The sequence below is a fragment of the Streptomyces decoyicus genome, assembly GCF_019880305.1.
Lineage (GTDB): Bacteria > Actinomycetota > Actinomycetes > Streptomycetales > Streptomycetaceae > Streptomyces > Streptomyces decoyicus.
The window spans coordinates 1,093,564-1,119,957 of record NZ_CP082301.1; the positions used below are offsets into that span (position 1 = coordinate 1,093,564).

Below are 26,394 nucleotides of genomic sequence, written 5' to 3' on the forward strand. Positions count from 1 at the left end.
TGTCCGGGACGCATGGCTACACGGCGCGCTCCCGCCCCTCCCAGTACGGGTCGCGCAGCCGCCGCTTGTAGAGCTTGCCGTTGGGGTCGCGCGGCATGACGGTGATGAAGTCGACCGACTTGGGCCGCTTGTAGCCGGCCAGTTGCCGCGCACAGTGGGCCAGGAGCTCGGCGGCCAGACCGGGCCCCGGCGCATGGCCCTCGGCGGGCTCCACGACGGCCTTGACCTCCTCGCCCCAGTCGTCGTGCGGGATGCCGAAGGCGGCCGCGTCGGCGACGGCGGGGTGGCCGAGCAGGGCGGATTCGATCTCGGCGGGGTAGATGTTCACCCCGCCCGAGATGATCATGTCGATCTTGCGGTCGCGGAGGAAGAGATACCCATCCGCATCCAGATATCCGAGGTCTCCGACGGTGAAGAAGTCACCGATCCGGTTCCTCTTCGTCTTCCCCTCGTCCTTGTGGTAGCTGAAGCCGCCGGTGTTCATCTTCATGTAGACGGTGCCGAGTTCGCCCGCGGGCAGCCGGTTGCCGTCGTCGTCGAAGACGGCCAGCTCGCTGATCGGCCAGGCCTTGCCGACCGTCCCCGGCCGTTTGAGCCAGTCCTCGGCGGTCGCGAAAGCGCCGCCGCCCTCACTGGCCGCGTAGTACTCCTCGACACAGCCGCCCCACCAGTCGATCATCGCGCGTTTGACGTGGTCGGGGCAGGGTGCGGCGCCGTGAAGGGCGTGCCGCATCGAGCTCACGTCGTACCCCGCGCGGGTCTCCTCGGGCAGTGCGAGCAGCCGGTGGAACTGGGTGGGCACCATATGCGTGTGGGTGCAGCGGTGTCTGTCGATCAGGGCCAGCATGCTCTGCGGCGTCCACTTGTCCATCAGGACGAGGCGGTGGCCGAGGTGCAGCGAGGCACCGGCGAATTGCAGCACGGCCGTGTGGTAGAGCGGCGAGCAGACCAGATGGACATTGCCGTCGAACGGCTTGATACCGAAGATGCCGAGGAATCCGCCGAGGTGGGCGTCCTCGGGTGCGGTACCGGGCAGCGGGCGGCGAATACCGCGCGGGCGCCCCGTGGTGCCCGAGGTGTAGTTCATGACCCAGCCCAGGGTCCGGTCGGCGGGCGCGGACCCGGGCTGTCCGTCGAGGAGTTGGGCGTACGGCCGGAAGCCGTCGATGTGACCGACGGCGTGGCGCCGCGGCCCCGGCAGCTTCGCCTCGTCCGCGGCGTGCCGGGCCGCCTCCGCGAACCGCTCGTGCGCGATCAGCACCTTCGCCCCGGAGTCGGCGACGATCCAGGCGATCTCCGGGCCGACCAGATGGTGGTTGACGGGGACGAGATAGAAACCGGCCTGGGACGCGGCGAGATACGCGGTGAAGAACTCGACGCCGTTGGGGAGGACCACGGCGAACGCGTCGCCGCGCTCCAGGCCCGCCGCGCGCAGCCCGTGGACCAGCCGGTTGCTCGCGGCGTGCAGCCGGCCCGCGGTCCACTCCTCGCCGTCCGGGGCGATCAGGACCGTGCGGTCCGGGTCTGCGGCGGCCTGCGCCCAGAAACCGTTGGGCGGTGGGGAGTCTTGGGTCATTCCGCTGTCCTCCTCGGGATCAGGCGCGTCCGGCGATGCGGTTGATGCGGTCGATGGCCCGCTCGAAGCCACGGGTGAGGTCGTCGAAGACGGCCTGTACGCTGCGTTCGCTGTTCATCCGTCCGACGATCTGGCCGACCGGGGTGCCCAGCAGCGGTTCGACCTCGTGCCGCTGGATACGGGAGTTGGCCTCGGCGACCAGCAGGCCCTGCAACGGCATCGGCAGCGGGCCGGGACCGTTCGGATCGTCCCAGGCGTCGGTCCACTCGGTGCGCAGCTGGCGGGCGGGTTTGCCGGTCAGGGCGCGGGAGCGGACGGTGTCGCCCGGCCCCGCGGCGAGCAGTTTCGCGGTCAGCCGCCGGGAGTGCAGGTCGGCCTCCTCGGTGGTCAGCCAGAGCGAGCCCAGCCAGACCCCCTGGGCGCCGAGGGCGAGTCCGGCGGCGATCTGCTCACCGGTGCCGATGCCGCCCGCGGCGAGCACCGGCAGCGGGTCGACGGCGGCCACGACCTCCGGGGTGAGGACCATGGTGGCGATCTCGCCGGTGTGCCCGCCCGCCTCGTACCCCTGGGCGACGACGATGTCGATACCGGCGGCCTTGTGGTGCCGTGCGTGCCGCGGGCTGCCGGCCAGCGCGGCGGCGAGGACGCCGTGGTCGTGGGCGCGCCGGATGATGTCGGGCGGCGGTGAGCCGAGGGCGTTGGCCAGCAGCTTGATCGGATAGTCGAAGGCCACATCGAGCTGGGTGCGGGCGACCTGCTCCATCCACCCGGTGATCCGCCAGCCGGACGCCTCCCCCTCCGCGAGCTGCGGCACCTGGTGTTTGTCGAGGAGCTCGGTGACGAAGCGGCGGTGCCCCTCCGGGATCATCGTCTCGACCTCGGCCTCGGTGACCCCCTCCACCTTCTTGGCGGGCATGACCACATCGAGCCCGTAGGGCAGGCCGTCGGTGTGCTCCTGCATCCAGTCCAGGTCGCGGGCGAGCTCGTCCGGCGCGGTGTAGCGGACCGCGCCGAGCACGCCGAACCCGCCGGCCCGGGTGATCGCCGCGGCGACCGCGGGAAAGGGCGTGAACCCGAAGACGGCGTGCTCGACTCCCAGCGTGTTGCTCAGCTCCGTCTGCATGGGCGAAGGATGCCGCAGCGGGCCGTACGAGGGAAGAGAGTTTCTGATGCAGCGTCAGAAACTTGGCACCGGCCTTGGCACCGGCCTTGGCACCGGCCGGGACGGGCGGGTCCCGGCCGTCCCGGGACGGCGGGGCGGCCGGCCCCCTCCCCTCACTCCTCCTCCAATACCGCCATCGCCGCGTTGTGTCCCGGGATGCCGCTCACGCCCCCGCCGCGCACCGCACCCGCTCCGCACAGGAGGACGTTGGGGTGGGTGGTCGCCACGCCCCAGCGGGCCGGGGCGGCGGACGGGGCGTCGCCGAGGGCCTCGTCCGAGGGATCGGCATACGGAAAGGCCAGGTCCCGGTGGAAGATGTTGCCGCCCGGCAGGCCGAGTTCGCGGTCCAGGTCGAGGGGGGACCGGGCCTCGATGCAGGGGCGGCCGTCGGCGTCATGGGCCAGGCAGTCGGCGAGCGGTTCGGCGAGGTGGGTGTCGAGTTCGGCGAGGGTGGCCGCCAGCAGGCGCTCGCGGGTGGTGTCGTTGTCGGCGGTGAACAGGCTCGCGGGGGCGTGCAGACCGAACAGGGTGAGCGTCTGGTAGCCCTGGCGGACCAGGTCCGCGCCGAGGATGGAGGGGTCGGTGAGGGAGTGGCAGTAGATCTCGGACGGCGGGGAGGCGGGGAGTGCGCCGGACGCGGCCTGTTGGTAGGCGCTCTCCAGTTGGCGGTAGCCCTCGGCGATATGGAACGTGCCGGAGAAGGCCTCCCGCGGGTCCACACGGGTATCACGCAGCCGCGGCAGCCGGGTGAGCAGCATATTGACCTTGAGCTGGGCACCCTCGGCGGGTGGCGGCGGGGTCTCGCCCAGCAGGCGGGCCAGCTCGCGCGGGGCGGCGTTGACCAGGACCCGGCGGGCGCCGACGGTGCCCTGGTCGCAGGTGACCTCCGCGGTGCGGCCGTCCGTCGCGATCCCGGTCACGGCGCAGTCGGTGACGATCTCCGCCCCGGCCCGGCGGGCGGCGTCGGCCAGTGCGTCGGTGAGGGCCCCCATACCGCCGATGGGCACGTCCCAGTCGCCGGTGCCGCCACCGATGACGTGGTAGAGGAAACAGCGGTTCTGACGCAGGGACGGATCATGGGCGGTGGCGAAGGTGCCGATGAGGGCGTCGGTGAGGACCACCCCGCGGACCAGGTCGTCGCTGAAGGTCTCCTCGACCACCTCCCCCAGGGGACGTTCGAACAGGGCATGCCAGGTGGCGTCGTCGTCGACGGTGGCGCGCAGCGCGGCGCGGGTGGGGAGAGGCTCGGTCAGGGTGGGGAAGACGCGTGCGGCGAGACGCCCGGTGGTGCCGTAGAAGCGCTGCCAGGCGGTGAACTCCCGGTCGGAGCCGGTGAGTTCGGAGAATGCGGTACGGGTCCGGGCATCGCCGCCGCCGACGAGGAGACCGGTGGGGCGGCCGTCGCGCACGGTGGGGGTGTAGGAGGAGACGGTGCGTTTGCGTACCGCGAAGCGCAGGCCGAGATCCCGCACGATCTTCGACGGCAGCAGGCTGACGAGGTAGGAGTAACGGGACAGCCGGGCGTCGACCCCGGCGAACGCCCGGGTCGACACGGCGGCCCCACCAGTGTGGTCCAGCCGCTCCAGCACCAGCACACTGCGCCCTGCGCGCGCGAGATAGGCGGCGGCGACCAGTCCGTTGTGCCCGCCGCCGACGATGACCGCGTCATACGAAGTCCGTTCCGGCATGCCCCTTGGTAGCACGCGGTGATCTCGGTCGCCAGGTGCAGGCGGCTGAAACCTCCACCCGGGTCGGTGCGGCTTCTTGACCGGGCAGGGGGCTGCTCCTAGCGTCCGGCCGTGCTCCGCCCCGGCACCGCCCCCGCCGCCCTCTCCGCAGGCCGTCCCGCCCACCCGTGAGGTGACCCGTGTCCCACTCCCCGGTACCCCGCCTCGGCCGCACCCTCGCCGGACTGACCGCCGTCGCCGCCTGCTCCGCCGGGCTGCTCGCGGCCCCCGCGCCCGCCTCCGCCGCCGCCGGTCCGGCCCGTGCGACCGGCGCCCGGCACATCGCCGGGGCGTATCCGAATCTGGCCCCCAGACCCCCGATGGGCTGGAACAACTGGTCGTACTACATGTGCGACATCAACGAGAAGGTCGTCCTCGACAACGCGCGGGCCCTGGTCCGTACGGGGCTCGCGCGGCAGGGCTATCGCACCGTCACCGTCGACGACTGCTGGATGAGCCGCCGGCGCGGGCCCAAGGGGGAGCTGACGGCCGACCGCACGAAGTTCCCGCACGGCATGGCCTACCTCGGGCGGCAGCTGCACGCGCTGGGACTGAAGTTCGGGATCTATGAGGACGTCGGCACCCTCACCTGTGAGAAGTATCCGGGCAGTCTTGGCCATTTTCAGCAGGACGCGGAGCTGTTCGCCCGCTGGAAGGTCGACTACGTCAAGGCGGACGGCTGCAATGTGCCCGTCGCGCCGGGGCACTCCAAGGAGGAGACCTACCGGGACCTGTACGGGCAGATGAGCCGTGCGCTCCGGGCCACCGGCCGCCCGATCACCTTCTCGGTGTCGGCACCGGCCTACTTCCAGTTCGACGGCGACAGCGTCTGGCACCGGGTCATCGGCTGGTCGGCCGAGGTCGGCAATCTGTGGCGGGGCGGGCGCGATGTGGCACTCCAGAAGAGCACACCGGCCGCGAAGTGGTCCTCCATCGTCTACAACTTCCGCTACAACGCGCGGCTGGACGGCCTCCAGCGTCCCGGCCGCTGGAACGATCCGGACTTCCTGCTGGCCGGCGACACGGGCCTGACTGCGCGTGAGATGCAGAGCCAGATGTCGCTGTGGGCGATGATGGCCGCTCCCCTGATCTCCAGCACCGACGTCGGCGATCTGTCCCCGTCGGCGCGCAAGGTGCTCGGGAACAAGGAGGTCATCGCCGTCGACCAGGATGCGCTCGGCGTCCAGGGGAACCTCGTGCGGCAGGACGACGGCTCCGCGGTGCTGGCCAAGCCGCTGAAGAACGGCGACCGGGCGATCGCCCTGTTCAACTCCGGCGACGCGCCGCGCACGCTCTCCGTCACGGCCGCCGCGGCCGGACTGCCGGCAGCCGACTCCTACCGACTGCACGATCTGGTGACCGGCCGCCGCACGCACAGCGACGACACGATCGTGGCGCGGGAGGTGCCGCCGCACAGCACGGTGCTCTACCGCGTCACACCGGACTGACCGGGGCGGCGGTCCCGCCCGGCGGCATCCGGGCCGACCGGGGCACAGCGGTCCCGAGGCCGCGTCCGGACTGACCGCGGCCGCCCTCCCCCTGGGGGCGTCTCCCCCTGGGGGGTGCCTCCCCTGAGGTGCCTCCCCTGAGGTGCCTCCCCTAGCGCCGGCGTGCGGCGCGCTCCTGGCGCAGTGCCGCGATCCGGCGGTGGAGGGCGGCCGCCTCGTCCGCGCTGCCCAGTTGTTCCAGGCACTGGGCCAGGTCGCCGTAGCTGGCCAGCGTGTCGAGATGGGCGGCGCCCAGGACCCGTTCGCGGGCGTCCGCGACCTCGCGGTAGAGGTCCAGCGCCTCGTCCCAGCGGCCGAGCCAGCCCAGCGCCACGGCGGTCTCCCGGCGGCTGACCAGGGTGTCGGGGTGGTCGGGACCGAGTACCCGCCCGCGCGTCGCGGCCACTTCACGGGCCTCCACGAGCGCCTCCTGCCAGCGGTTCTGCCGCCCGAGGTTGACGCCCAGGCCGTGCCGGGCGCGCAACGTCTCCGGGTCGTCGGCGCTCCGGGCGACGGCACAGGCCGCGGCCAGGTCCCGGTAGAGCGCCACGGCCCCGGCGCTGTCGCCGAGCCGGCCGAGGCCGATGCCGACCTCGTAACGGGCGGCGAGGGTGTCGGGATGGCCGGGGCCGAGCGTGGCGGTGCGCACCGTCGCGACGTCCCTGTGGGTGTGCAGCGCCTCCGCCCACCTGCCCAACTTGCCCAGTACGTGGGCGAGTTCGAAGAGCGTGGCGAGGGTGTCGGCGTGCTGCGGGCCGAGCACCCGGGCGCGGGCCTCGGCCACCTCGTGGGTCATGGCGAGGCAGTCCTCCAGCCGCCCCAGCCGGCCGAGGTTGAGTGCGACATGGTGGCGGCAGCTCAGCGAGTCCGGGTGGTCGGGGCCCAGCGCACGTTCGCGGCCCGCCAGCACCTCGGCGTAGATCTGGTGCGCCTCGAAGCTCCGGCCGATACGGCTCACGGCATGGCCGGCTTCCAGACGGCTGGTGAGGGTGTCGGGGTGATCGGGACCGAGGAGCCGCTCGCGTTCCGCGGCGAGCGCACGGTGTGCCTCGCCCGCCTCCTCCCAGCGGCCCAGCCGGCCGAGGTTCAGCGCGGCGGTGTGCCGGCCGGCCAGCGCGGCGAGGGTGGCGCGGTGGTCGTCCGGCGGTGCCGGGCTGGCGATGCCGGCGTCCGGGGGCGTTTCACCGCCCTGCGGGCCGCCGCCCCAGCCGGTCCAGGCGTCGGTGAGGATGGTGGCGGCCTCGTCGGCGGGGTGACCGTGCGGTCGCCGGGCGAGGCCGGCGGGGGCGCCGAGGGACATGCCGCGGGTCCAGGAGGGCAGCCACCGGGCGGGGACCGTCAGCTCGTCCGGGCTTGCCGCAGCGTCCCGCCCGGGGTGCGGATGGCGCGCATCGGCGAGGCGTTTGCCCAGCTCGTGGGCGTCCCTGGGGCGGTCGTCGGGGTCCTTGGCGAGCAGTTCGAGCACGATCCGCTCATAGGCCTCGGGCAGATCGGGACGGAGCGTACGGGGCGGCTTCGGTGCCAGGTCGCGATGCCCGACGAGCACCGCCCAGGCGTCGCCCAGATCGAACGGCGGCACGCCGGTGGCGATCTCGTACAGCACACAGCCGAGCGAATAGAGATCGCTGCGGTGGTCGACGCCGTGGGCGCCGATCTGTTCGGGCGACATGTAATGCGGGCTGCCCATGGCGATGCCGGTGCCGGTGAGGCGGGCGGTGAAGCCGATGTCGTGGCCGAGCCGGGCGATGCCGAAATCACAGATCTTGACCGTGCCGTCGGCGGTCCGGACGATGTTCGCCGGTTTCAGATCGCGGTGCACGATGGCTTGTTCGTGGGTGTAGGCAAGCGCGGCGGTGACCTGCTCGGCAATCTCCATGAGATCCGCCACGGGCAGCGGCTGGCGGCGGTTGTCGTCCAGGAGCTGGCTGAGGTTACGGCCGCTGAGCAGCTCCATCACGATGAAGAGGGTGCCGTCGTCCTCGCCGAAGTCATGGACGACGGTGATGCCGCGGTGCTGGAGCGCGGCCGCGACCCGGGCCTCGCGGCGGAAACGCTCGCGCAGCACCTGGAGGAACGACGGTTCGTGCCGCGGCCCCATGGGCTTGAGGCACTTGACCGCGACCTGTCGGCCCAGCGACTCGTCGCGGGCCCGCCACACCTCCCCCATGCCGCCGCGCCCGATGGTGCCGAGCAGTCGGTACCGCCGTTGGATCAGTCTGTTTTCCGCCACCATGTATCGCCGCCCCCGTCCCCGTTCCCCGTGGTCAGCCGCGCAGCTCCCCCTGCGGGGCCTCCTGCCCTTCCAGTATGGCGGCGGAACGGCGGAGCTTGTAGGGCGCTGGGCGGGCGCCGGGGCCGAGTCGTGCGACGGCGCGCAGGATGTGCCGGGGCGGGAGCTGCCAGCGCACCGTGGGGGGAACGGCACGAAGGAGGTGGCCGGTGGCGCGGAGCCGGCGGGTGACGGTTGCGGACGGAGGCGCGGGGTGCCCGTAGAGCTCGTGGGCATACGCCGGGAGTGCGCCGTAGGCGAGCCGCGCCACCCGATGCCAGAGCAGGGCGCGGGCCGGCACGAGCGGGGCCGGGGTGGGCGGCCGGCGCAGGAAGTCGTCGACCTGGCGGGCTTCCGGGGTCAGCGCCAACTCGGGCCGTACGCGGGCGAAGTAGGCGGCGAGCGCGGCCCGGCTGCCGGGAACCCCGGCCGGGTCGAGGCCGACGAGCCGGGCGCTTTCGCGCTGCTCGTGGACGTAGGTGTCGGCCTGGGCGTCGCTGACGGGGTAGCCGGAGCGGCGCAGTACGTGCAGGTAGGAGTCCACCTCCGCGCAGTGCACCCACAGCAGCAGATCCGGCTCGTCGATCCCGTAGCGCTCGCCGGTGGCCGGATCGGTGGCGGACAGGCGGCGGTGGATGCGCCGGACCGTGGCACCGGCCTGCTCGGCGGCGTCGGTGGTGCCGTAGCTGAGGGTGCCCACGAAGTGGGCGGTCCGCATCAGCCGGCCCCAGGCGTCCCTCCTGAAGTCCGAGTTCTGGAAGACTCCGCGCACCGCACGAGGGTGCAGCGCCTGGAGGTACAGCGCGCGGACACCCGCGATCCACATCATCGGATCACTGTGCATCTGCCAGGTAACGGAGCCGGGCCCGAAGACCCCCGGGTCGCCTGCCACACATCCCACCTCCCGCTGCCGGACGCGACGCCTGACGGTAGCCGTCCGGCGGTGAACGCCCGACGGCAGTGGTCACCAGCATCCGCCATGCCACCGCGGTGTGCCGTAGCGGATCCGGTCCTTTTCATGGCATCACGGCGGGCGCCTTCCGTCAGCTGTCGGGGGGCAGGGGCTGGGGGGAGCCGTCTGCGAGGCGCGCGCGCTCGGAGACGTCGCGGCGCCGGCCCGGGAGTCCGGGCCGGGTGCCCGAAGGCCGTGGGGCCGGTCAGCGCCGCACGCGAGGCATCCCCAGGCCGATCCACGAGATGATTTCGCGCTGGATCTCGTTGTTGCCGCCGCCGAAGGTGAAGATGACGGCGGAGCGGTAGCCGCGTTCCAGTTCGCCGTGCAGTACCGCGCCGGCCGAGCCCTCCTTGAGGGGGCCGGCGGAGCCGACGACCTCCATCAGCCAGGCATAGGCGTCCCGGCGGGCCTCGGAGCCGTAGACCTTGACCGCGGAGGCGTCCTGCGGGGTGAGGGTGCCCTGCTGGAGCGCGTCGACCATCTGCCAGTTCAGCAGTTTCATGGCGTCCAGCCGGGTGTGGGTGCGGGCCAGCCGGCCGCGTACCCAGCCCAGGTCGATGACCCGGCGGCCGTCGGCGAGTTTGGTGTCGGCGGCCCAGCGCTGGACGTTGTGCAGCGCGCGGATGGCCATGGTGCCGTGGGCCGCGAGGGTGACCCGTTCGTGGTTGAGCTGGTTGGTGATGATCCGCCAGCCCTTGTTCTCCTGGCCGACGCGGCGGGAGGCCGGGACGGTGATGTTCTCGTAGTAGCTGGCGGTGGTGTCGTGCGAGGCGAGGGTGTTGATCAGGGTGCAGGAGTAGCCGGGGTCGCTGGTGGGGACGAGGAGCATGGTGATGCCCTTGTGGGGCGGCGCTTCCGAGTCGGTGCGCACCGCGAGCCAGACCCAGTCGGCGGTGTCGCCGTTGGTCGTCCAGATCTTCTGCCCGTTGACGACATAGTGGCCGCTCTCCTCGTCCCCCACCCGTACGGCGCGGGTCTTGAGGGCGGCCAGATCGGTGCCGGCGTCGGGTTCGCTGTAGCCGATGGCGAAGTCGATCTCGCCGGAGAGGATCCGGGGCAGGAAGTAGGCCTTCTGTTCGTCGGTGCCGAACTGCATGATCGTCGGGCCGACGGTGTTCAGCGCCATCAGCGGCAGCGGCACCCCCGCCTGGGCCGCCTCGTCGAAGAAGATGAACTGTTCCGTCGGGGACATACCGCGCCCGCCGAACTCCTTGGGCCAGCCGACGCCGAGCCAGCCGTCCGTGCCCAGCCGGCGGACGGTCTCGCGGTAGAAGCGCTTCTGCGCCGCGGGGCCCGCGAGGGGGGCACCGTCCGCGCCCTGGGAGTTACGTGGCCCCGCGGCGGCGTGGTCCGGCACCAGGTCGGCGAAGTAGGTGCGCAGATCGGCGCGCAACTGCTGCTGTTCGGGGGTGTATTCGAGGTGCACGGCCCCTCCAGTTCGTCCGGTCCGGTCGTCCGGTGCGCGGGCGGCGCGGGATGCTGACGGGCCGTCGGCTGCCGGATCGAGGGGCACAGTAGAACTTGTTCCAGTAATACGGAAGGGTGCGCGGGAGGTGCGCGGGAAGTGCGTCCGTCCGGGCCGGTGACTGCCGGGACGGGGGCGGTGAGCGGGCGGCGACGAGGCGGCTCCGGGCCGCCGCCGGTCAGGGAACGATCGAGTCGACGTACCCGCCGTTGACGCGGACGGCCGCCCCGGTCGTCGCCGAGGCGTACGGGGAGCTGAGATAGACCACCATGGCGGCGATCTCCTCCGGTTCGATCATCCGTTGGATGAGCGACTGCGGACGGTACTCCCGCATGAACGCACGCTGCGCCTCGTCCCACGACAGATCCCGGCCGACGACGTCATGGACGCCGCGAGAAAGGCCACGTCCGGCGCCTGCGTACGCATCCGCTCCAGCGCCGCTCCACGGACCCGACGCTGCGGCCGTTCACCGCGACCCGGGCGCCGGCGCGGGCCGGCCCCAGCGCGATGGCCGCTCCGATGCCCTGGGTCGAGCCGGTCACCACCGCGGTCCGGCCGGTGAGACCGATCTGCACGGTCCTTCTCCGTTCTCGGTCGCCCCGCCCCCGGACTCCGCGCGCGGGCCCTGCCCGCCGCGCACACGAAGGCCCGGTCCGGCACCTCCGCAGCACCGGACCGGGCCTCCCCCGGGCTCCATCAGCCCACGGCGTGCTTCGCCGCGTGGTGCGGGTGGAGCCGGTTGCGCTGGACGTCCTTGCAGTACTTGACGTATCCGCTGTTGGTCACGTACTTCGCCGCAACCCAGGAGGCCCGCTCCTGACGGGTGAGGTACCAGACGGTGTTGCCGCCCACGCTCTGGGTGCGCACCTTGCACACCAGGCCGACCTGCGCGCGGTGATGGAGGTGGCCCCGCACGGAGGAGTCCGTGCTGGGGTACTGACGCTCACTCAGTCCCGTCTTGGCAGTGACCACACCGAAGGGCTTGGTGGGTCCGGGCGCCGCCTGGGCCGGGGCGGCGAACAGCGTCGCACCGAGGGCGACGGCTGTGGCCAGTGTGCCCGCGCCGGCTGCGAGCTGTTTGCCTCGGGCCACGAGGTTTTCGGTCGTGGACATAGGGGTCTCCTGTTCTTGACGCGCAATGCCACCCATTGGTGTCAAGCGGACATTACGCTCAAACAACCCTCGGAATGTGGTGAAACGACGAACAGGCCGCCGATCGTGTGACGGCACAAGTCCGCCCACCGCACGGGCAGTCACCGTCCCGCTGGCACCCCGGAGCGGGCGGGGGTCAGCCCTCCATACCGGCGCCGTGGACCCCGAAGGAGCCCCCCTGCGGATCCCGGATCACCGCGACCCTCGGCCCGTGGGGCACATCCGTCGGGGGCACCAGCAGCATGCCCCCCGACTCGGCGGCGCGGGCGGCCGTCTCGTCGACGTCGGCGACCGCGAAGTACGGCAGCCAGTGCGCCCTGACGTCGTCCGGATAGAACTCGTCCAGCGCGCTCAGACCGCCGAAGTCGGCGCCGTCGATACCCCATTGCGGATAGTCCTTGTGCGTACCCACGGTCCAGCCGAAGACACCCGTGTAGAAGTCCTTGGCGGCCTCGGCGTCCCGGGTGGCGAGCTCGGCCCAGCCGAGCGAACCCGGCGCGTTGAGCACCGCGGCACCGGCGAAGGACCGGCCCTGCCACAGCGAGAAGACCGCGCCTTCCGGGTCGGCCAGGACGGCGAAGCGGCCCAGGTCGAACACGTCCATCGGGCCCATCAGCCGCCGCCCGCCCGCCTCGGTGACCGCCGTGGTCAGCGCGTCGACGTCCCGCGTCGCGAACGATACGGTCCAGGCGGTCGGCTGCCCGGGGGTGTAGAGCGGGGTCAGCGCGGCGACCGGGGCGCCCCCCAGGTACATGGTGGTGTAGCCGCCCGCCTCTTCCCGCGGGTCGGTCTCGGCGCGCCAGCCGAAGACCTGGCGGTAGTACACCTTGGCGGCGTCCACGTCCGAGGTGCCCAGCTCCACCCAGCAGGGCGCGCCGGGGGTGGGCTCAGTGATCTTCACGGTGTGTTCCGCTCCTCCGCGCCGAGCCGTGGCCGGGCGGTGCCGCGCTCACGCCCGCGCACTGCCGGTCGGCATCCGTACGCTGCCGATCGTGCGACGGACGCGACGGGGCCGCAACCGGAGCGCGGGCGGCGGTGAACCGGCTCAGCCGCCCAGGTCGGCCCAGCCGTTCTTCAGCCGCGCGAAGATCTCGTCCAGTGCGGAGCCGGGGTCGTCGCAGCCGGCGGCCAGCCGGGGGGCGGCCAGTACATAGTGGGCCAGCGCGCGCGCCGAGGCCCCGCCCTCATCGGCGCCGGTCGCCTCGGCGATCGCACCGGCCAGGGCCGTTTCGTGCCGCAGCCACATCCGGTGGGCGTAGTCGCTGAGCACCGGGGTGCCGTCGACCAGCTCCCGGAACGCCCGGAACTCCGGCGCCTCGCGGACCGTGACCAGCAGGCCGTGGAGGTAGGCGTGCAGCGCGTCCAGGACCGTGCTCCCCGGTTCGCGGTCGCGGACGGCCGCGACGAGGGCCGCACTCTGCTCGGTGTCCCGGTCGAACACCAGGGCTTCCTTGCCGGAGAAGTGCTTGAACAGAGTGGTCACCGAGACGTCCGCGGCCTCGGCCACGTCCTTGACGCTCACCTGGTCGTAGCCGTGCTCCAGGAAGAGCCGGAGAGCGGCGTCGGCCAGTGCCTTGCGGGTCTGGGCCTTCTTGCGTTCGCGGCGGCCGGGCGTCGGCTGGGTCATGACAGCAGATCATCTCTCGTGTCGGGCGGCTCGGAAGGGGAGCCGGTGGAACGGTGAAACGGTGGGGCGCTCGGGGCGGCCGGATGCCGGCGCGGCGGCACGGGTCCCGCCAGGGGAGACACCCCCTACGGCCGCAGGTCACTGGAAGCGGGCGCGCAGATGGCGCAGCGAGCCGTGCGGGGCGTCGGGGGCGATGGCGTTGGCCAGACCGAGGGCGGCGAACTCGGCGGCCTCGGCGGCGCGGGGCAGCATGACCGCCTCGTAGGCCCGTACCGCCGCGTCCTGGTCGCTGTGTTCGGCGAGGGCCTGGGCGAGTTCACAGCCGTCGAGCATCGCGAGGTTGGCGCCCATGCCGGAGAACGGTGACATCAGATGCGCGGCGTCGCCGAGCAGGGTCAGGCCCGGGGTGTGGGTCCAGGTGTGCGGCACCGGCAGGGCGAACAGCGGCCGGTTGACGAACCCGCCGTCGTTGTCCCGCAGCAGCGCCAGCAGCCGGTCGTCCCACTCCGCGAACGCGTCGAGCAGCACGGCGCGGACGGCCTCGGTGTCCGCCACCTTCACCCCGGCCTCCAGCGCCCAGTCCTGGGAACCGCGGAAAGCGACGTAGACGCGGAGGTGGCCGCGGCTGTTGCGCTGGGCGATCAGTGCCTTGTTGGCGGACGCCGCCCACATGCTGCCGTCGCCGACCAGACGGGCGATATCCGGGTGGCGGCGGTCGGCGTCGTCGAATCCGGCCTCGACGAAGGTGACCCCGGTGTAGTGGGGGGTGGCGTCGGAGAGCAGCGGCCGCACCCTGGACCAGGCGCCGTCGGCACCGATGACCAGATCGAAGGTCTCGGTGTGGCCGTCGTCGAACTCGGCCTTGTGGCGGCCGTCGCCGAGCGGGTGCAGCGTGCGCAGATAGCTGCCCCAGTGCACGGTTTCGGGGGCGAGGGAGTCCAGCAGCAGCCGGCGCAGCTCGCCCCGGTCGATTTCGGGGCGGTCGCCGTCGCCGGGCGCGGGGGTGTGCTGGAAGAGCACGGTCGCGGTGTGGTCGAGCAACCGCATCTCCTGGCCTTCGGGGCGGGCGAGAGCGGTGAACTCCTCGTGCAGGCCCGCTGCCCGCAGGGCCGCCTGACCGGTCGTCATATGGAGGTCCAGCGTGCCGCCTTGCGAGCGGGCACCGGCGGACGCTTCATGGTCGAAGACGGTGACGGGTACGCCGTTGCGCTGGAGGACGCGGGCACACGTCAGCCCGCCGGGGCCGGCGCCGACGATCGCGGTACGGGGAGTGGCAGAGGTCATGACGCTCCTCAGACGGGGCGGGATGGCAGCACTTCTCCCTCAGAAAAGCACAACGATTAAAAAAGCGCAATCGATACACTTTCTGAGCGACTCACCCCACGGCGAGGGATCCACGACGGGGCATCGATGACCATTCGGCCGAGTGGACAGGTGCATGAGTGGGTAGATCGCCCCTGGTCAGGGCTCCACCTGGAGCCGCCGACGAAGATTTGTCCGGCAAAAGGGACAGTTGATTATTTAACGTCGGCTCGTTTGCAGGTTTAGGCATGCCTAACCTAATGTAACGACGCGTGTCGACGATCAAACCACCTGCCACCGCACCCCCCGTGCCCGATGCGCGTCCCGCCGCGAACCTCCTGCGGCGCATCCCGCTGTTCGCGGCCGGGCTCGGTGTACTGGCGGTCTGTGTCGCCCTGAGCCTCGCCCTCGGCGCCCGGTCCGTACCGCTGTCCACCGTGTGGGACGCGCTGACCGGCACCGTCCACGGGCGGGAAGCCCTTGTGGTGACGGGACTTCGGCTGCCGCGCACGGTGGTGGCCCTCGCGGTCGGCGCCGCGCTCGGTGTCGCAGGGGCCGTAGCCCAGGGCGTCACCCGCAACGCGCTGGCCTCCCCGACGACGCTCGGCATCAACGCGGGCGCAGGCTTCGCGGTGGTCACCGCGATCTATGCACTGCATCTGACCCGGCCCGTCCAATACATCTGGTTCGCGTTCGCGGGCGCCGCGGCCGCCGCGCTGTTCGCCCAGGCCCTGGCCCGGCGCGCCGGTGACCTCGACCCGGCACGTCTCGCCCTTGGCGGCACCGTCCTCCAACTCGTCCTGCTGTCCTGGACGTGGACGATCATGCTGGCCAGCAAGCGGTCGCTGGACGAGGCCCGGTTCTGGATGGCCGGTTCGCTGGCCGAGCGCCCGCTGTCGGTGCTCTACCCGGTGCTGCCGACCCTGGCCATCGGTCTGGTTCTCGCGCTGGCCCTCGCCCCCGCCCTCAACGCGCTGGCGCTGGGCGACGATTCCGCGCAGGCGCTGGGTGTGCGGGTGGCACGGATCCGACTGGCCGGCGGCCTGGCCGTCGTGCTGCTCGCCGCCTCGGCGGTGGCCGTGGCCGGACCGCTGGCCTTCATCGGGCTGGCCGCACCGCACCTGGTCCGCCAGCTGCTGCGTACCTCCGACCACCGGGTGGTGGTGCCCGGCTGTCTGATCGCCGGCCCCCTGCTGCTGCTCACCGCCGACATCCTCGGACGGCTCGTCATCCGGCCGTCCGAACTCCAGGTCGGCATCATCAGCGCGTTCCTCGGCGCGCCGCTGCTGGCGCTGCTGGCCCGGAAGGTGGCCCGATGACCGACGTCGTACGGAGCAAGAAGCCGCTCGGCTCCCCCTCCCCCGTGGCGGCCGGACGCGGGCCCGCCCTGCGCCGTACCCCGCTGCTTGCCCTCGCCGGTGCCGTGGTGCTCGGCGTACTGGTGACGGTGTCCGTGGCCAACGGCGAGATACCACTGGCGCCCCTCGATGCGCTCAAGGGCCTGCTCGGCCTCGGCGATTCGGCGACGGTGCTGGTGGTCCAGGAGTTCCGGGCCCCGCGGATGGTCGCGGCGATCGTCGCGGGGGCGGGCCTCGCGGTGGGTGGCGCCCTGCTCCAGCGGCTCTTCCGCAATCCGCTCGCCTCCCCCGATGTGATGGGGGTGACCGGCGGTGCCTCGTTCGGCGCGGTGGCGATGCTGGCCGCCGGGGCCTCGCAGGCGCTGATGCCGCTGGCCGCGCTGGGGGGCGGGCTGCTCGCCGCGGTGCTGCTGGGGGTGTTCGGCTGGCGCTCCGGTGTCAGTGTGACGCGCCTGGTGCTGGTCGGTCTGGCCGTACAGGCGGGGCTGTCCGCCGCGGTGAGCTTCATGGTCGTCCGCTTCCCGACCGAACTCGCGGGCTCGGCCCTGCAATGGACAACAGGCTCGGTGTACGGGCGGACCTGGACCGAAGTGTGGTCCGCGGGCGGGGCGATGGCCGTGGGGCTGCTGGCCGCCTTCGCGCTGCAGCGCCGGCTCGCCGTGCTCGACCTGGGCGACGACTCGGCCGGCGCGCTGGGTCTGCGCACCCACGCCGCCCGCCTCCAGATCCTGGTCGTCGCGATCGTGCTGGCCTCGCTGGCCGCCGCGCTCACCGGCCCGGTCGCCTTCGTCGCCCTGGCCGTCCCGCACATGGTCCGGTTCCTCGCCGGGCCGCCGACCGCCGGGACGCTGGCGCTGTCCGGCCTCGCCGGGGCCGTGCTGCTGCTCGCCTCCGACCTGGTGGCGCAGTACCTGCTGCCGGTCGGCGGGCTGCCGGTCGGGGTGGTCACCGCCACGCTGGGCGCGCCATGGCTGCTGGTGCTGATGATCCGTCAGAGCAGTTCCGTCAACAGGAGTGTCCGATGACCGCCAACCAGCTCTCCACCCAGGGGCTCGACCTGCGCTACGGCGACCGGCTGATCGTCGACGGCCTCGATCTGGTGCTGCCCGGCGGTGCCGTCACCGCCGTGGTCGGCCCCAACGCCTGCGGCAAGTCGACCCTGCTGCGCGGGCTGACCCGGCTGCTGCCGCCGGCCGCCGGCACGGTCGCGCTGGACGGGGCCGATATCCACCGGATGCCGGCCCGTGCGCTGGCCCTGCGGATGGGGCTGCTCCCCCAGCAGCCGGTCACCCCCGACGCGATCACCGTCGAGGCGCTCGTGCGGCTGGGCCGCTACCCGCACCAGCGGCTGCTGAGCCCCTGGTCGGCGGCGGATCAGCAGGCGGTGGAGGAGGCGCTGCGGCGCACCGGCACTGTGGAGCTGCGCGACCAGCCCGTGGACCGGCTCTCCGGCGGCCAGCGGCAGCGCGCCTGGATCGCCCTCGCGCTGGCGCAGGACACCGAGCTGCTGCTGCTCGACGAGCCCACGACGTTCCTGGACCTGCGGCACCAGCTCGATGTCCTCGACCTGGTCGCCGCACTGCACTCCGAGGCGGGCCGCACCGTGGTGATGGTGCTGCACGACCTCGGGCAGGCGGCCCGTTACGCGGATCACCTCGTGGTCCTCAAGGACGGGAAGCTGGCCGCGGCCGGTGCCCCGGCGGACGTACTCGACGCGGAACTGGTCAAGTCCGTGTTCGACGTGGACTGCCGGGTGATCCCCGACCCCGAGACCGGCACCCCGCTGGTCGTCCCCAAGGGCAGCGCGAAACGGCACACCACCGTCTCCGCCTGACCCGCCCCGCCCCCCACACACCTCTTTTCCGCTCCCCCTAAGGAAGTTGCCCTCATGTTCAGCAGACCGACTCTCCGCGGCGCCGTCCGGCTGCCCGCCGCGCTCCTCGCCGTCGTCCTGGGCGCCGGCGCCCTCACCGCGTGCGGTGGCGGCACCTCCTCGGGCGGCGACGACGCGGCGGAGGCCGGTGCCGGCTTCCCGCGCACCGTCAAGAGCGCCGTGGGCGGCGAGGTGAAGATCCCCGCCAAGCCCAAGCGCGTGGTCGTGCTGGACACCGGTGAGCTCGACGACGTCACCATGCTCGGCATCAAGCCCGTCGGCGCGGTCTCCCCGCACATGAAGTCCGAGGGCGGCTTCCCCGCCTACCTCAAGGACGAGATCGGGGGCGTCAAGGACGTCGGTCCGCTGCTGGAGCCGAACCTCGAGAAGATCATCGCCCTCAAGCCCGATCTGATCCTGTCCTCCAAGGTCCGGCACGAGAAGATCTACGACAAGCTCAAGGCGATCGCGCCGACGGTCTTCACCGAGACCACCGGCGGCCCCTGGAAGGCCAACCTGAAGGTCCACGCCAAGGCGCTGGGCATGGAGAAGCAGGCCGACCGGAGGATGAAGGAGTACGAGGGCCGGGCCAAGGCGCTGGGCGAGGCCATCAAGAAGAAGTACCACGGCAAGATGCCCTCGGCGTCCGTGGTCCGCTTCGTCGCCGGTCCGACCCGCCTCTACCAGAAGTCCTCCTACAGCGGCGTGGTGCTGAACGACATCGGCCTGGCCCGGCCGAAGTCGCAGAGCTCCACCGACCCGGTCAAGACGATGCTCGACGTCAGCCCGGAGCAGATCGACAAGGCCGACGCCGACCTGGTGTTCGTGACCGTCGCGGACGCGCCGGACAAGACCCAGCAGAAGGACGTCACGTCCAACCCGGTCTGGAAGGACCTGCCGGCCGTCAAGAACCACAAGGTCTTCACCATGCCCGACGAGACCTGGATGTCCGGCATCGGGATCCAGGCCGCCGAGCACATGCTCGCCGACGTGGCGAAGTCCACCGGCGTGCCGCTGCCCAAGGGCTGACACACCCGCGGAGGGGGTGGGCCGCCGTCCCCACGGCCCGCCCCCGCCCGCGATGTCCCCCCGCACCACCCTTGATCCTGAAGGACCCCGCCCATGCGGCTGTATCTGCTCGCTCTCAACCCCACCGACTCGGTCACCGAGGGATTCCTCCCCGCCGCCGCCCGCCTAGGTCTGGATGTCACCCTGCTGACGGACCAGCCCGAGGCACACCGGCGCAACAGTCCCCGGACCGAGGTCCAGGAGTGCGACGTCCATGATTTCCGCGCCGTCATCACCCGCATAGCCACGCACCACCCGGCCGCCGCGGTCTTCACCAACAGCGACCATCTGCAGACCCAGGCGGCCCTGGCCGCGGAGTACTTCGGACTGCCCGGCAAGGACTGGCGGGCCGCGCTGCGCGCCAAGAACAAGGCCGAGATGCGCCGCCACCTCGCCGCGTCCGGCGCCGACACCGTACGGTCCGCGGAGCTCGCCCCCGGCCAGGACCCCTCCGCGCTCACCGCCGCGGCACTGCCCTACCCCTGTGTCGTCAAGCCCCGCGAGGGCGTGGCCAGCGAGGATGTGATGCTGGCCGCCGGCCCCGGGGAACTGGTGGCGCGCGCCGAGGAGATACAGGCGCGGCGGCCGCAGGCGGCGCTGGTCGCCGAGGAGTTCCTTGCCGGCGAGCTCTACACCCTGGAGACCCTCGGCGACGGTCGGCTGCGCCACGTCCTGGGCGGTTTCCACACCACCCTCTCCGCGCCGCCGGCCTTCATCGAGGAGCGGCACGACTTCGTCGCCGCCCACCCGGGGCCCGTCGTCGAACAGGTACTGGCCCAACTCGACGCGCTGGGCGTGGGGTTCGGCGCCTGCCACACGGAGTTCGTGGTGCACGAGGGCCGGGCGCGGCTCATCGAGGTGAACTACCGCGTCATCGGCGACCAGTGCGATCTGCTGCTCGCCCAGGTCCTGGGCATCGAGCTGTTCGAGCACGTCCTCCGTACGCATCTGGGCGAGCCGCTGCCCGCCGATCTCGGGGCGCGGCAGGACGGCGTGGGCCGGGTGGAGTACGCCCTCGCCGACCGGGCCGGGACGCTCACCGCCGCGCCCGCCGCCACGGACCGCGAGACGGACGGCGTACGGCTGGCCTACCGGCCGCTGCGCGCGGTCGGGGCCGAACACCCGCTGTACCGCACCAACCGCGACTACCTCGGCGTGCTGCGGGCCACCGGCACCGACCGGAGCGCCCTGGACCGGGTCGCGGACGGCTTCTTCGGCGCCGAGCGCTGGGAGATCTCGTCATGACCGTCTCCCCCGGCCTCCTCGCCGACCCGACCGGGCAGGGAACGGCCGGCACCGCCGAGGAGTCCGAGCTGCTGCTGCGGGTGCTGAGCGCGCTGCTGCGCGAGGACGTCGTCGGTCTGCGCACCCACGGCACGCTGCTGGAGCGGCCGGACGGCCGCTGGCTGCGGCTGGCCGCCGACCCGGCGGCCGGAGCCCTGCTGCTGCCGCTGGGCACGGACGGCTACCAGAGCGTGCACGCGGCCCGGCTGCCGCTGCTCGTCCGCGAATCCGACGGTGCCCGCCTCACCTCGGTCGACGACGTTCTCACCGCCCTGCGCACGCTCGCCGACCCGGCCGACCAGCCCGGCTTCGACGCCTTCGCCGAGGAGTGCCGCCAGACCCTGGCGACGATGCGGCTGCACACCCGCACCCGGGACGAGGTGGACCGTACGCTGACGGAGCGTCATGGCGAGTCCGACACCTGGCGGGGACTGGACGGCGGCCTGGCGTACGACACCCTCGCCGCGCGCCTCGACCACCCCGTCTACCCGACCTCGCGGGGCCGCTCCGGCCTGGACGAGACGCAACTGCGTACCTATGCACCGGAGTTCCGCCCGGACTTCGCGCTGCGCTGGCTGGCCGTACCGCGCACCGCGATGACCGTCGCGGGCGGCACCGCGGCGCTGCCCGGCTGCTGGCCGACGCCGGCGGAGCTGGATCTGCCGTACCTCGACGACAGCCATCTCGCCCTCCCCGTCCACCCGTTGACGCTCGGCGACGCGCTGCACGAGGCGCTGCGCGAGACCGGTCTGGAGCAGGAGGCGGTGCTGTCCGGGCGCGCAGTGCTCGGCGCGGTGCCGACGCTGTCGATGCGGACCGTGGCGCTGGACGCCGACCCCCGGCTGCATCTGAAGCTGCCGCTGGCCACCGCCACACTGGGGCTGCGCAACCGGCGCACCATCAAGCCGCGCACCCTCGTCGACGGCGCGGCGGGCCAGCGGCTGCTGGAGCAGGTGATCGCCCGCGAGCCACGGTTCGCACAAACGATTCTTCAGGCCGACGAGACGGTGTACGCGCACGCCGGCCACGAGCTGCTCGCCGTGCTGTGCCGGCGCTACCCGGCCGGGCTGGAAGGCAGCGCCGTGGTCCCGATGGCCGCGCTGCTGGGCCGGGCGCCCGGCGGACGGCTGGTGATCGACGAGCTCGCCGACCGTTTCTACGGCGGTGACCCGCTGGCGCTGCTGGACGCCTGTCTGACCCTGCTCTTCGACTGGCAGACCACCCTGTTCGGCTACGGCTTCGGCCTGGAGTCGCATCAGCAGAACATCTCGCTGGTACTGGACCAGGGGGCGCACGGCACCCGGCTGCGGCTGCTGTTCAAGGACAACGACGCGCCGCGCATCAACGCCGTACGGCTGCGGGAGACCCTGGGCGACGACGCCCCGGACCCCGAGGACTTCGCCGATCCGCGGATCTTCGCGGACCACGACCGGCCGGTGCTGGACCTGTTCACCACCATCACCGTCCATCTGTGCGCGGGCTCCTACGCCTTCGGGCTGGCGCAGCACGGACGGGCGCCGCAGGACCGGCTGCTGGGCCTGGTCCGCGACCGGCTCGCCGAGGCCGTCGAACGGCTGGGCACCGCACCGGGCGAGCCGGGCGCCGCGCTGCGCGCGCACGTCCTGGACGCCCCGCGGCTGCCGGTCAAGGCGATGGTCAGCGCCGGCACCCTGCTGTCCAAGGAACGGTCCGGCGCGGCCGACATCAACAAGCACTACACCACCGGCCCCAACTATCTGCTGCCGATGGGGACTTCCCGATGAGCCCGCTGAAAACCGCCGCCTCCCCACGGGTCGACGCGTCCGCCGTCGAGACCAAGGTCCGCCCGGGTATCGGCCGCCGCCAGGTGTACGCCGTGGCCGGCTGCTACTTCGTGGCGTCGTTCGCCGCGCTGGGCCTGCCGCCGTACCTCACCGAGATCCTGCCCGAGCTGGGCGACGGCGCCGCCCGCTGGGCCGGTCTGCTCTACATCGTGCCCACCATCTTCGGCGCCATCGGGGCGCCGCTGTGGGGGCGGCTCGCCGACCGGTTCGGCCGCAAACGGCTGCTGCTGCGCGCGCAGTTGGGGCTCGCCGCGGCGTTCCTGCTGGCGGGCTGGGCCGACTCGATCGGCACCTTCGCCACCGCCCTGGTGATCCAGGGCGTGCTGGGCGGCACCTTCGCCGCGTCGAACGGCTATCTGGGGGCGGCGCTGGAGGGCCATGCGCTCTCCCGGGCACTGACCCTGATGCAGGGCAGTGCCCGCGCGGCGCTGGTGTGCGCGCCGATCGTGGTCGGCTCGCTGACGCCGTGGCTCTCGCCGCACCGCCAGTACGCGCTGCTGGCCGTGCTGCCGCTGGCCGCCGCGGCGATGCTGGCGGCGCTCCCGGAGCCCCCGCGGTCCCGGCCCGCAACGCCGCAGGCCACCACCGCGGAGGCCGAAGCGGACGGAACGCCGGTGGTCGAGGCCGCCGCAGAGCCCTCCGGGCGCGCCCCGGCCGCTTCCCTGCGGGCCCTGTACGCCATCGAGTTCGCGTTCGTCTTCTCCACCGTCATCTCCTTCCCGTACCTGATCGCCCTCATCAAGGAGCGCATACCGGGCACCGGCCCGATGGTGTCCGGGATCCTGTTCGCCCTGCCGCACATGTGCTACCTGATCGCGGCGATCCCGGTGCACTCCCTCTTCCGCGGCCGGCCCCGGCTCGGCATCGCGCTCGGCTTCGGCTGTATCGCGCTCGGCCTGGCCGGGCACGGCATCGCCGACTCGCTCACCTCGTTCGTCGCGATGCGTCTGGTGCTCGGCGCCGGCCTCACCCTGGGCCTGGTCTGTATGTCGGTGCTGGCCGCCGACTGCGCCAAGGGCCGTGCCCCCGGCGGGCTGTTCGGCTCGATCGAATTCTTCTCCAAGGCCGGCGCGGTCGCCGCCGGCGTGGCCGCCGCGGCCGGAAACGACTGGTTCGGCCCCACCGCACCCGTCCTGACCGGCACCGCGATAGCGCTGGTCACCGTGCTGGCGACGGCCCTCCCCCGCCTTCCCCGTACTCTCCGCACCCGCAGGAGCCTTCGATGCCCTCGCTGACCAACTCCCCCGCCGCCCCGGCCTGCGCCACCCCCGCCGGCCTGCCCACCGCGGACCAGGCCGTGGCGCACACCCTGCTCAACTGCCTGCTGCGGGAGGTGTCGGGGCCCGAGCACCAGACCGCCGTCGACCACGGCCGGCTGCTGCTGCGGCTGCCGCGGCGCGGAGTGCTGCTGCGCGTCGCGCTGCGCCGTACCTCGCTGCTCGGCGCGCACCGGTTCACCGGCCCGGTGTCCGAACAGACCGCCGACGGCTGGGCCGAGGTCGGCTGGCACCGGCTGGCCGAGTACGTGCATGCCGAGCTCTCGCTGCGGACCGGGGTGCGCAACGAGGAGTTCCTCGCGCAGATCGCCTCCAGCCACCAGGCCGTCTCCGCCGCGCTGGCCACCCGTACGGAGCAGCGCCCGGCCGCCGGGGGGACCGTCGCCCAGGCCCCGCAGTCCGGCGCGGAGGTCTGGCAGGCCGCCTACGTCGCCTCCGAGCAGTCGCTGGTCCTCGGCCACCGCTTCCACCCGACCCCCAAGGCCCGCACCGGCGACCCCGCCTCCTGGCAGTCGTACGCCCCCGAGGCCGGGGCCGTCTTCCCGCTGCTGCTGCTCGCCGTACGCGAGGAGCTGATCGCCGAGGAGGTGTCCGCCGACGGCGCCACGGGCCCGCTGGACGCGCTGCACACCGACGTCCCGGACGGCTACCGGCTGCTGCCCGTACACCCCTGGCAGTACGAGCTGCTGCGCGACCACACGGGTCTGCAAGAGGCGCTGGACCGCGACGACATCCGCGTCCTGGGCAGCAGCGACACGCCGTTCGCGGCCACCGCGTCCGTGCGCACGCTCTACGACGGCGAGGCGTTCCTCAAGTTCAGCCTGAACGTCCGGATCACCAACTGCCTGCGGAAGAACGCCAGTTACGAGTTGTCCGGGGCGGTGGCCCTCACCCGGCTGCTGGCGCCGGCGCTCACCGATCTCGCCACCCGGTTCCCCGGCGCCGCGGTGCTCCGGGAGCCCGCCTACCGCAGTCTGGCGCTGCCCGGCGCCGACGGCCGCCCGGACACCGAGCTGCTCGAAGGGTTCGGTGTCATCGTCCGCGAGGGCCTGTCCCAGCCGCTGCTGCCGGGCACCACCCCGCTGCTGGCCGCCGCCGTCGCCGACGAGTACCCCACCAGCCCGGCCCATGTCTCCCGCCTCCTGGACGGGGCCGGACCGCAGGCCGCGCTGGAGTGGTGGGCCGCCTACCTCAATCTGCTGCTGCCGCCGGTGCTCGCCGCCTACTTCGACCACGGCCTGGTGCTGGAGCCGCATCTGCAGAACGTGCTGGTCTGTGTCGACGGCGACGGGATGCCCGCACAGGTCCTCTTCCGTGACCTGGAGGGCACCAAGCTCGTCCCCGAGCACCACACCGAGCTGCTGGCCTCGCTGCCCGAGCAGGTCGCCGGACCGATGACCTACGACGCCCAGCGCGGCTGGGACCGCGTCGTGTACTGCCTGCTGGTCAACCACGTCGCCGAGATGCTCGCCGCACTCGCCGATCTGCACCCGGACACCGAGACGGAGCTGTGGGCGCAGGTGCGGCGCACCCTCCAGACCCACGCGGACCGGTACGGCTGCCCGCCGCGGCTGGCCGCCCTGCTGGCCGGCGTCCCGCTGCCCGCCAAGGCCAACCTGCTCACCCGCTGGGAGCGCAAGGCCGACCGCGAGGCCGGCTACGTCCTGCTGCCCTCGCCGCTGGCCGAGGCCGTTCTGTCGGGCGCCGGGCGCACCGACGACACCACCCCCTGGAGCGCACGATGACCACTCCCGCCCCCGCCCTCACCGCGGACGTCCGCGACCGCGCCCGCTCCCTCTCCCCCGAGGAACTGCCCGCCTACCTCTACGACCTGACGGCGCTGCGCGCGCACCTGGCCGAGGTGCGGGCCGCGCTGCCCGAGCGCGTCGAGCTGTACTACGCGGCCAAGGCCAACCCCGAGCCGGAGATCCTGGAGGCGCTGCGCCCGTACGTGGACGGCTACGAGGTCTCCTCGGGCGGCGAGCTGGCGCATGTCGGCAAGGCCGTGCCGGGCGCGCCGCTCGCCTTCGGCGGACCGGGCAAGACGCCCGCCGAGGTCGCGCAGGCGCTGGAGCTGGGTGTGCAGCGCTTTCATGTGGAGAGCGTGTACGAGCTCCGCATGCTCGCGAACCTGGCCGCCCGGCTCGCCCCACAACGCCGTATCGCGGTGCTGGCCCGCTTCAACCTGCCGGTCGACGACGGCTCCCTGGACGGCAGTTCGCTCGCCATGGGCGGCCGCCCGACCCCCTTCGGTCTGGACCCCGCACAGGCCGGTGAGGTCGTCGCCCTGCTCACCGACGGCAGCTACCCGCAGCTCGAACTCCGCGGTATCCACGCCCACTTGGCCAGCGGGCTGGAGGCACCCGAGCAGCTCGCCGTGTCGGAGGCCATCGTGACGTGGGCGGCCGAGCTGGCCGCACAGCACCGGATCCCGCTCTCCGAGGTGACCATCGGCGGCGGGATGGCCGTCGACTACGCCGCCCCGGAGCGCCGGTTCGACTGGACGGCCTACGGTGCGGGCCTGGCCCGGCTCGCCGCCGCCCACCCCGGCTTCACCCTGCGCATCGAGCCGGGGCGCGCGCTCACCGCGTACTGCGGCTGGTACGCCACCGAGGTGCTGGATGTGAAGCACAGCCACGGCGAGGAGTTCGCCGTGGTCCGCGGCGGCACCCACCATCTGCGCACCCCCGCGACCAAGGGCCATGACCAGCCCTGCACGGTGCTGCCGTCCGAGGCGCCCTGGCCGCACCCCTGGCCGCGGTCGGCGGCACAGGGCGGCCTGGTCACCGTCACCGGCCAGCTGTGCACCCCCAAGGACGTCCTCGCCCGCAACGTCCCGGCACCGGGGCTGCGGGCCGGTGACCGGGTGGTGTTCGGGGTCGCCGGGGCCTACGCCTGGAACATCTCGCACCACGACTTCCTGATGCACCCGCGCCCCGGATTCCACTTCCTCGGCGCCACGGAGCCCGGCGCGGCAGAGGAGGCCTGA

General features: G+C 72.7%; 20 protein-coding genes and 1 pseudogene. 10 read left to right on the top strand and 11 right to left on the bottom strand.

Translation table 11 applies throughout. From position 1 onward, the window contains the following. Positions 1–16: 16 nt before the first annotated feature. The 3 genes from K7C20_RS04620 to K7C20_RS04630 form a co-directional block, all read right to left on the bottom strand. Positions 17–1,576 (bottom strand): acyl-CoA synthetase, encoded by a 1,560-nt coding sequence (locus K7C20_RS04620; RefSeq protein WP_053209934.1) that lies wholly within the window; start codon positions 1,574–1,576, stop codon positions 17–19. Positions 1,577–1,595: 19 nt separating this feature from the next. After that, positions 1,596–2,699, bottom strand: a complete 1,104-nt coding sequence (locus tag K7C20_RS04625) for an NAD(P)H-dependent flavin oxidoreductase (protein WP_053209933.1) — start codon at positions 2,697–2,699, stop codon at positions 1,596–1,598. A gap of 152 nt (positions 2,700–2,851) precedes the next feature. Beyond that, on the bottom strand, positions 2,852–4,426 hold the full coding sequence (locus K7C20_RS04630; RefSeq protein ID WP_053209932.1) for a phytoene desaturase family protein: 1,575 nt from the start codon (positions 4,424–4,426) through the stop codon (positions 2,852–2,854). A gap of 179 nt (positions 4,427–4,605) precedes the next feature. Between K7C20_RS04630 and K7C20_RS04635 the strand changes: the two genes are divergently transcribed. Then, on the top strand, positions 4,606–5,913 hold the full coding sequence (locus K7C20_RS04635; RefSeq protein WP_053209931.1) for a glycoside hydrolase family 27 protein: 1,308 nt from the start codon (positions 4,606–4,608) through the stop codon (positions 5,911–5,913). Positions 5,914–6,064: 151 nt separating this feature from the next. On the opposite strand, the gene K7C20_RS04640 is transcribed toward K7C20_RS04635, so the two are convergent. The 8 genes and pseudogenes from K7C20_RS04640 to K7C20_RS04675 all read right to left on the bottom strand — a co-directional run bounded on the left by K7C20_RS04640 (position 6,065) and on the right by K7C20_RS04675 (position 14,704). After that, positions 6,065–8,182, bottom strand: coding sequence for a serine/threonine-protein kinase (locus tag K7C20_RS04640; RefSeq protein WP_030079787.1), 2,118 nt, complete (start codon positions 8,180–8,182; stop codon positions 6,065–6,067). Between the two features lie 34 nt (positions 8,183–8,216). Beyond that, positions 8,217–9,065, bottom strand: a complete 849-nt coding sequence (locus K7C20_RS04645; protein WP_078953457.1) for an oxygenase MpaB family protein — start codon at positions 9,063–9,065, stop codon at positions 8,217–8,219. A gap of 313 nt (positions 9,066–9,378) precedes the next feature. Continuing rightward, on the bottom strand, positions 9,379–10,602 hold the full coding sequence (locus K7C20_RS04650) for an acyl-CoA dehydrogenase family protein (protein WP_053209930.1): 1,224 nt from the start codon (positions 10,600–10,602) through the stop codon (positions 9,379–9,381). 217 nt (positions 10,603–10,819) lie between these two features. Next, positions 10,820–11,216: pseudogene (locus K7C20_RS04655) on the bottom strand (SDR family oxidoreductase). Between the two features lie 121 nt (positions 11,217–11,337). Beyond that, a complete protein-coding gene (locus tag K7C20_RS04660; RefSeq protein WP_030079777.1) occupies positions 11,338–11,754 on the bottom strand; it encodes a hypothetical protein in 417 nt (138 codons plus the stop codon). Between the two features lie 175 nt (positions 11,755–11,929). Further along, the gene (locus K7C20_RS04665; protein ID WP_053209929.1) at positions 11,930–12,694 is read right to left on the bottom strand and encodes a VOC family protein; all 765 of its coding nucleotides are present in this window, start codon (positions 12,692–12,694) and stop codon (positions 11,930–11,932) included. A gap of 144 nt (positions 12,695–12,838) precedes the next feature. Further along, a complete protein-coding gene (locus K7C20_RS04670) occupies positions 12,839–13,420 on the bottom strand; it encodes a TetR/AcrR family transcriptional regulator (RefSeq protein WP_030079771.1) in 582 nt (193 codons plus the stop codon). A gap of 138 nt (positions 13,421–13,558) precedes the next feature. Continuing rightward, on the bottom strand, positions 13,559–14,704 hold the full coding sequence (locus tag K7C20_RS04675) for an FAD-dependent oxidoreductase (protein ID WP_048829213.1): 1,146 nt from the start codon (positions 14,702–14,704) through the stop codon (positions 13,559–13,561). A 326-nt stretch (positions 14,705–15,030) separates the two neighbouring features. Between K7C20_RS04675 and K7C20_RS04680 the strand changes: the two genes are divergently transcribed. The 9 genes from K7C20_RS04680 to K7C20_RS04720 all read left to right on the top strand — a co-directional run bounded on the left by K7C20_RS04680 (position 15,031) and on the right by K7C20_RS04720 (position 26,394). Beyond that, positions 15,031–16,041, top strand: coding sequence for a FecCD family ABC transporter permease (locus K7C20_RS04680; RefSeq protein WP_030079767.1), 1,011 nt, complete (start codon positions 15,031–15,033; stop codon positions 16,039–16,041). Next, on the top strand, positions 16,038–17,105 hold the full coding sequence (locus K7C20_RS04685; protein WP_053209928.1) for a FecCD family ABC transporter permease: 1,068 nt from the start codon (positions 16,038–16,040) through the stop codon (positions 17,103–17,105). Before K7C20_RS04680 ends, K7C20_RS04685 begins: the two co-directional genes overlap by 4 nt. After that, on the top strand, positions 17,102–17,914 hold the full coding sequence (locus K7C20_RS04690) for an ABC transporter ATP-binding protein (RefSeq protein ID WP_053209927.1): 813 nt from the start codon (positions 17,102–17,104) through the stop codon (positions 17,912–17,914). The genes K7C20_RS04685 and K7C20_RS04690 overlap by 4 nt, the downstream gene beginning before the upstream one ends. A gap of 54 nt (positions 17,915–17,968) precedes the next feature. Next, positions 17,969–18,982: an ABC transporter substrate-binding protein gene (locus K7C20_RS04695; RefSeq protein WP_030079765.1), complete on the top strand. Its 1,014-nt coding sequence runs from the start codon at positions 17,969–17,971 to the stop codon at positions 18,980–18,982. A 93-nt stretch (positions 18,983–19,075) separates the two neighbouring features. Then, positions 19,076–20,266, top strand: coding sequence for an ATP-grasp domain-containing protein (locus K7C20_RS04700; protein ID WP_030079763.1), 1,191 nt, complete (start codon positions 19,076–19,078; stop codon positions 20,264–20,266). After that, a complete protein-coding gene (locus K7C20_RS04705) occupies positions 20,263–22,068 on the top strand; it encodes an IucA/IucC family protein (protein WP_053209926.1) in 1,806 nt (601 codons plus the stop codon). Before K7C20_RS04700 ends, K7C20_RS04705 begins: the two co-directional genes overlap by 4 nt. Continuing rightward, positions 22,065–23,363, top strand: a complete 1,299-nt coding sequence (locus K7C20_RS04710) for an MFS transporter (protein WP_078953451.1) — start codon at positions 22,065–22,067, stop codon at positions 23,361–23,363. The genes K7C20_RS04705 and K7C20_RS04710 overlap by 4 nt, the downstream gene beginning before the upstream one ends. Beyond that, positions 23,351–25,150 carry an IucA/IucC family protein gene (locus K7C20_RS04715; RefSeq protein WP_053209925.1) on the top strand — a complete coding sequence of 600 codons (1,800 nt, stop codon included), beginning with the start codon at positions 23,351–23,353 and terminating at the stop codon, positions 25,148–25,150. Before K7C20_RS04710 ends, K7C20_RS04715 begins: the two co-directional genes overlap by 13 nt. Continuing rightward, positions 25,147–26,394, top strand: a complete 1,248-nt coding sequence (locus tag K7C20_RS04720; RefSeq protein ID WP_030079757.1) for a type III PLP-dependent enzyme — start codon at positions 25,147–25,149, stop codon at positions 26,392–26,394. Before K7C20_RS04715 ends, K7C20_RS04720 begins: the two co-directional genes overlap by 4 nt.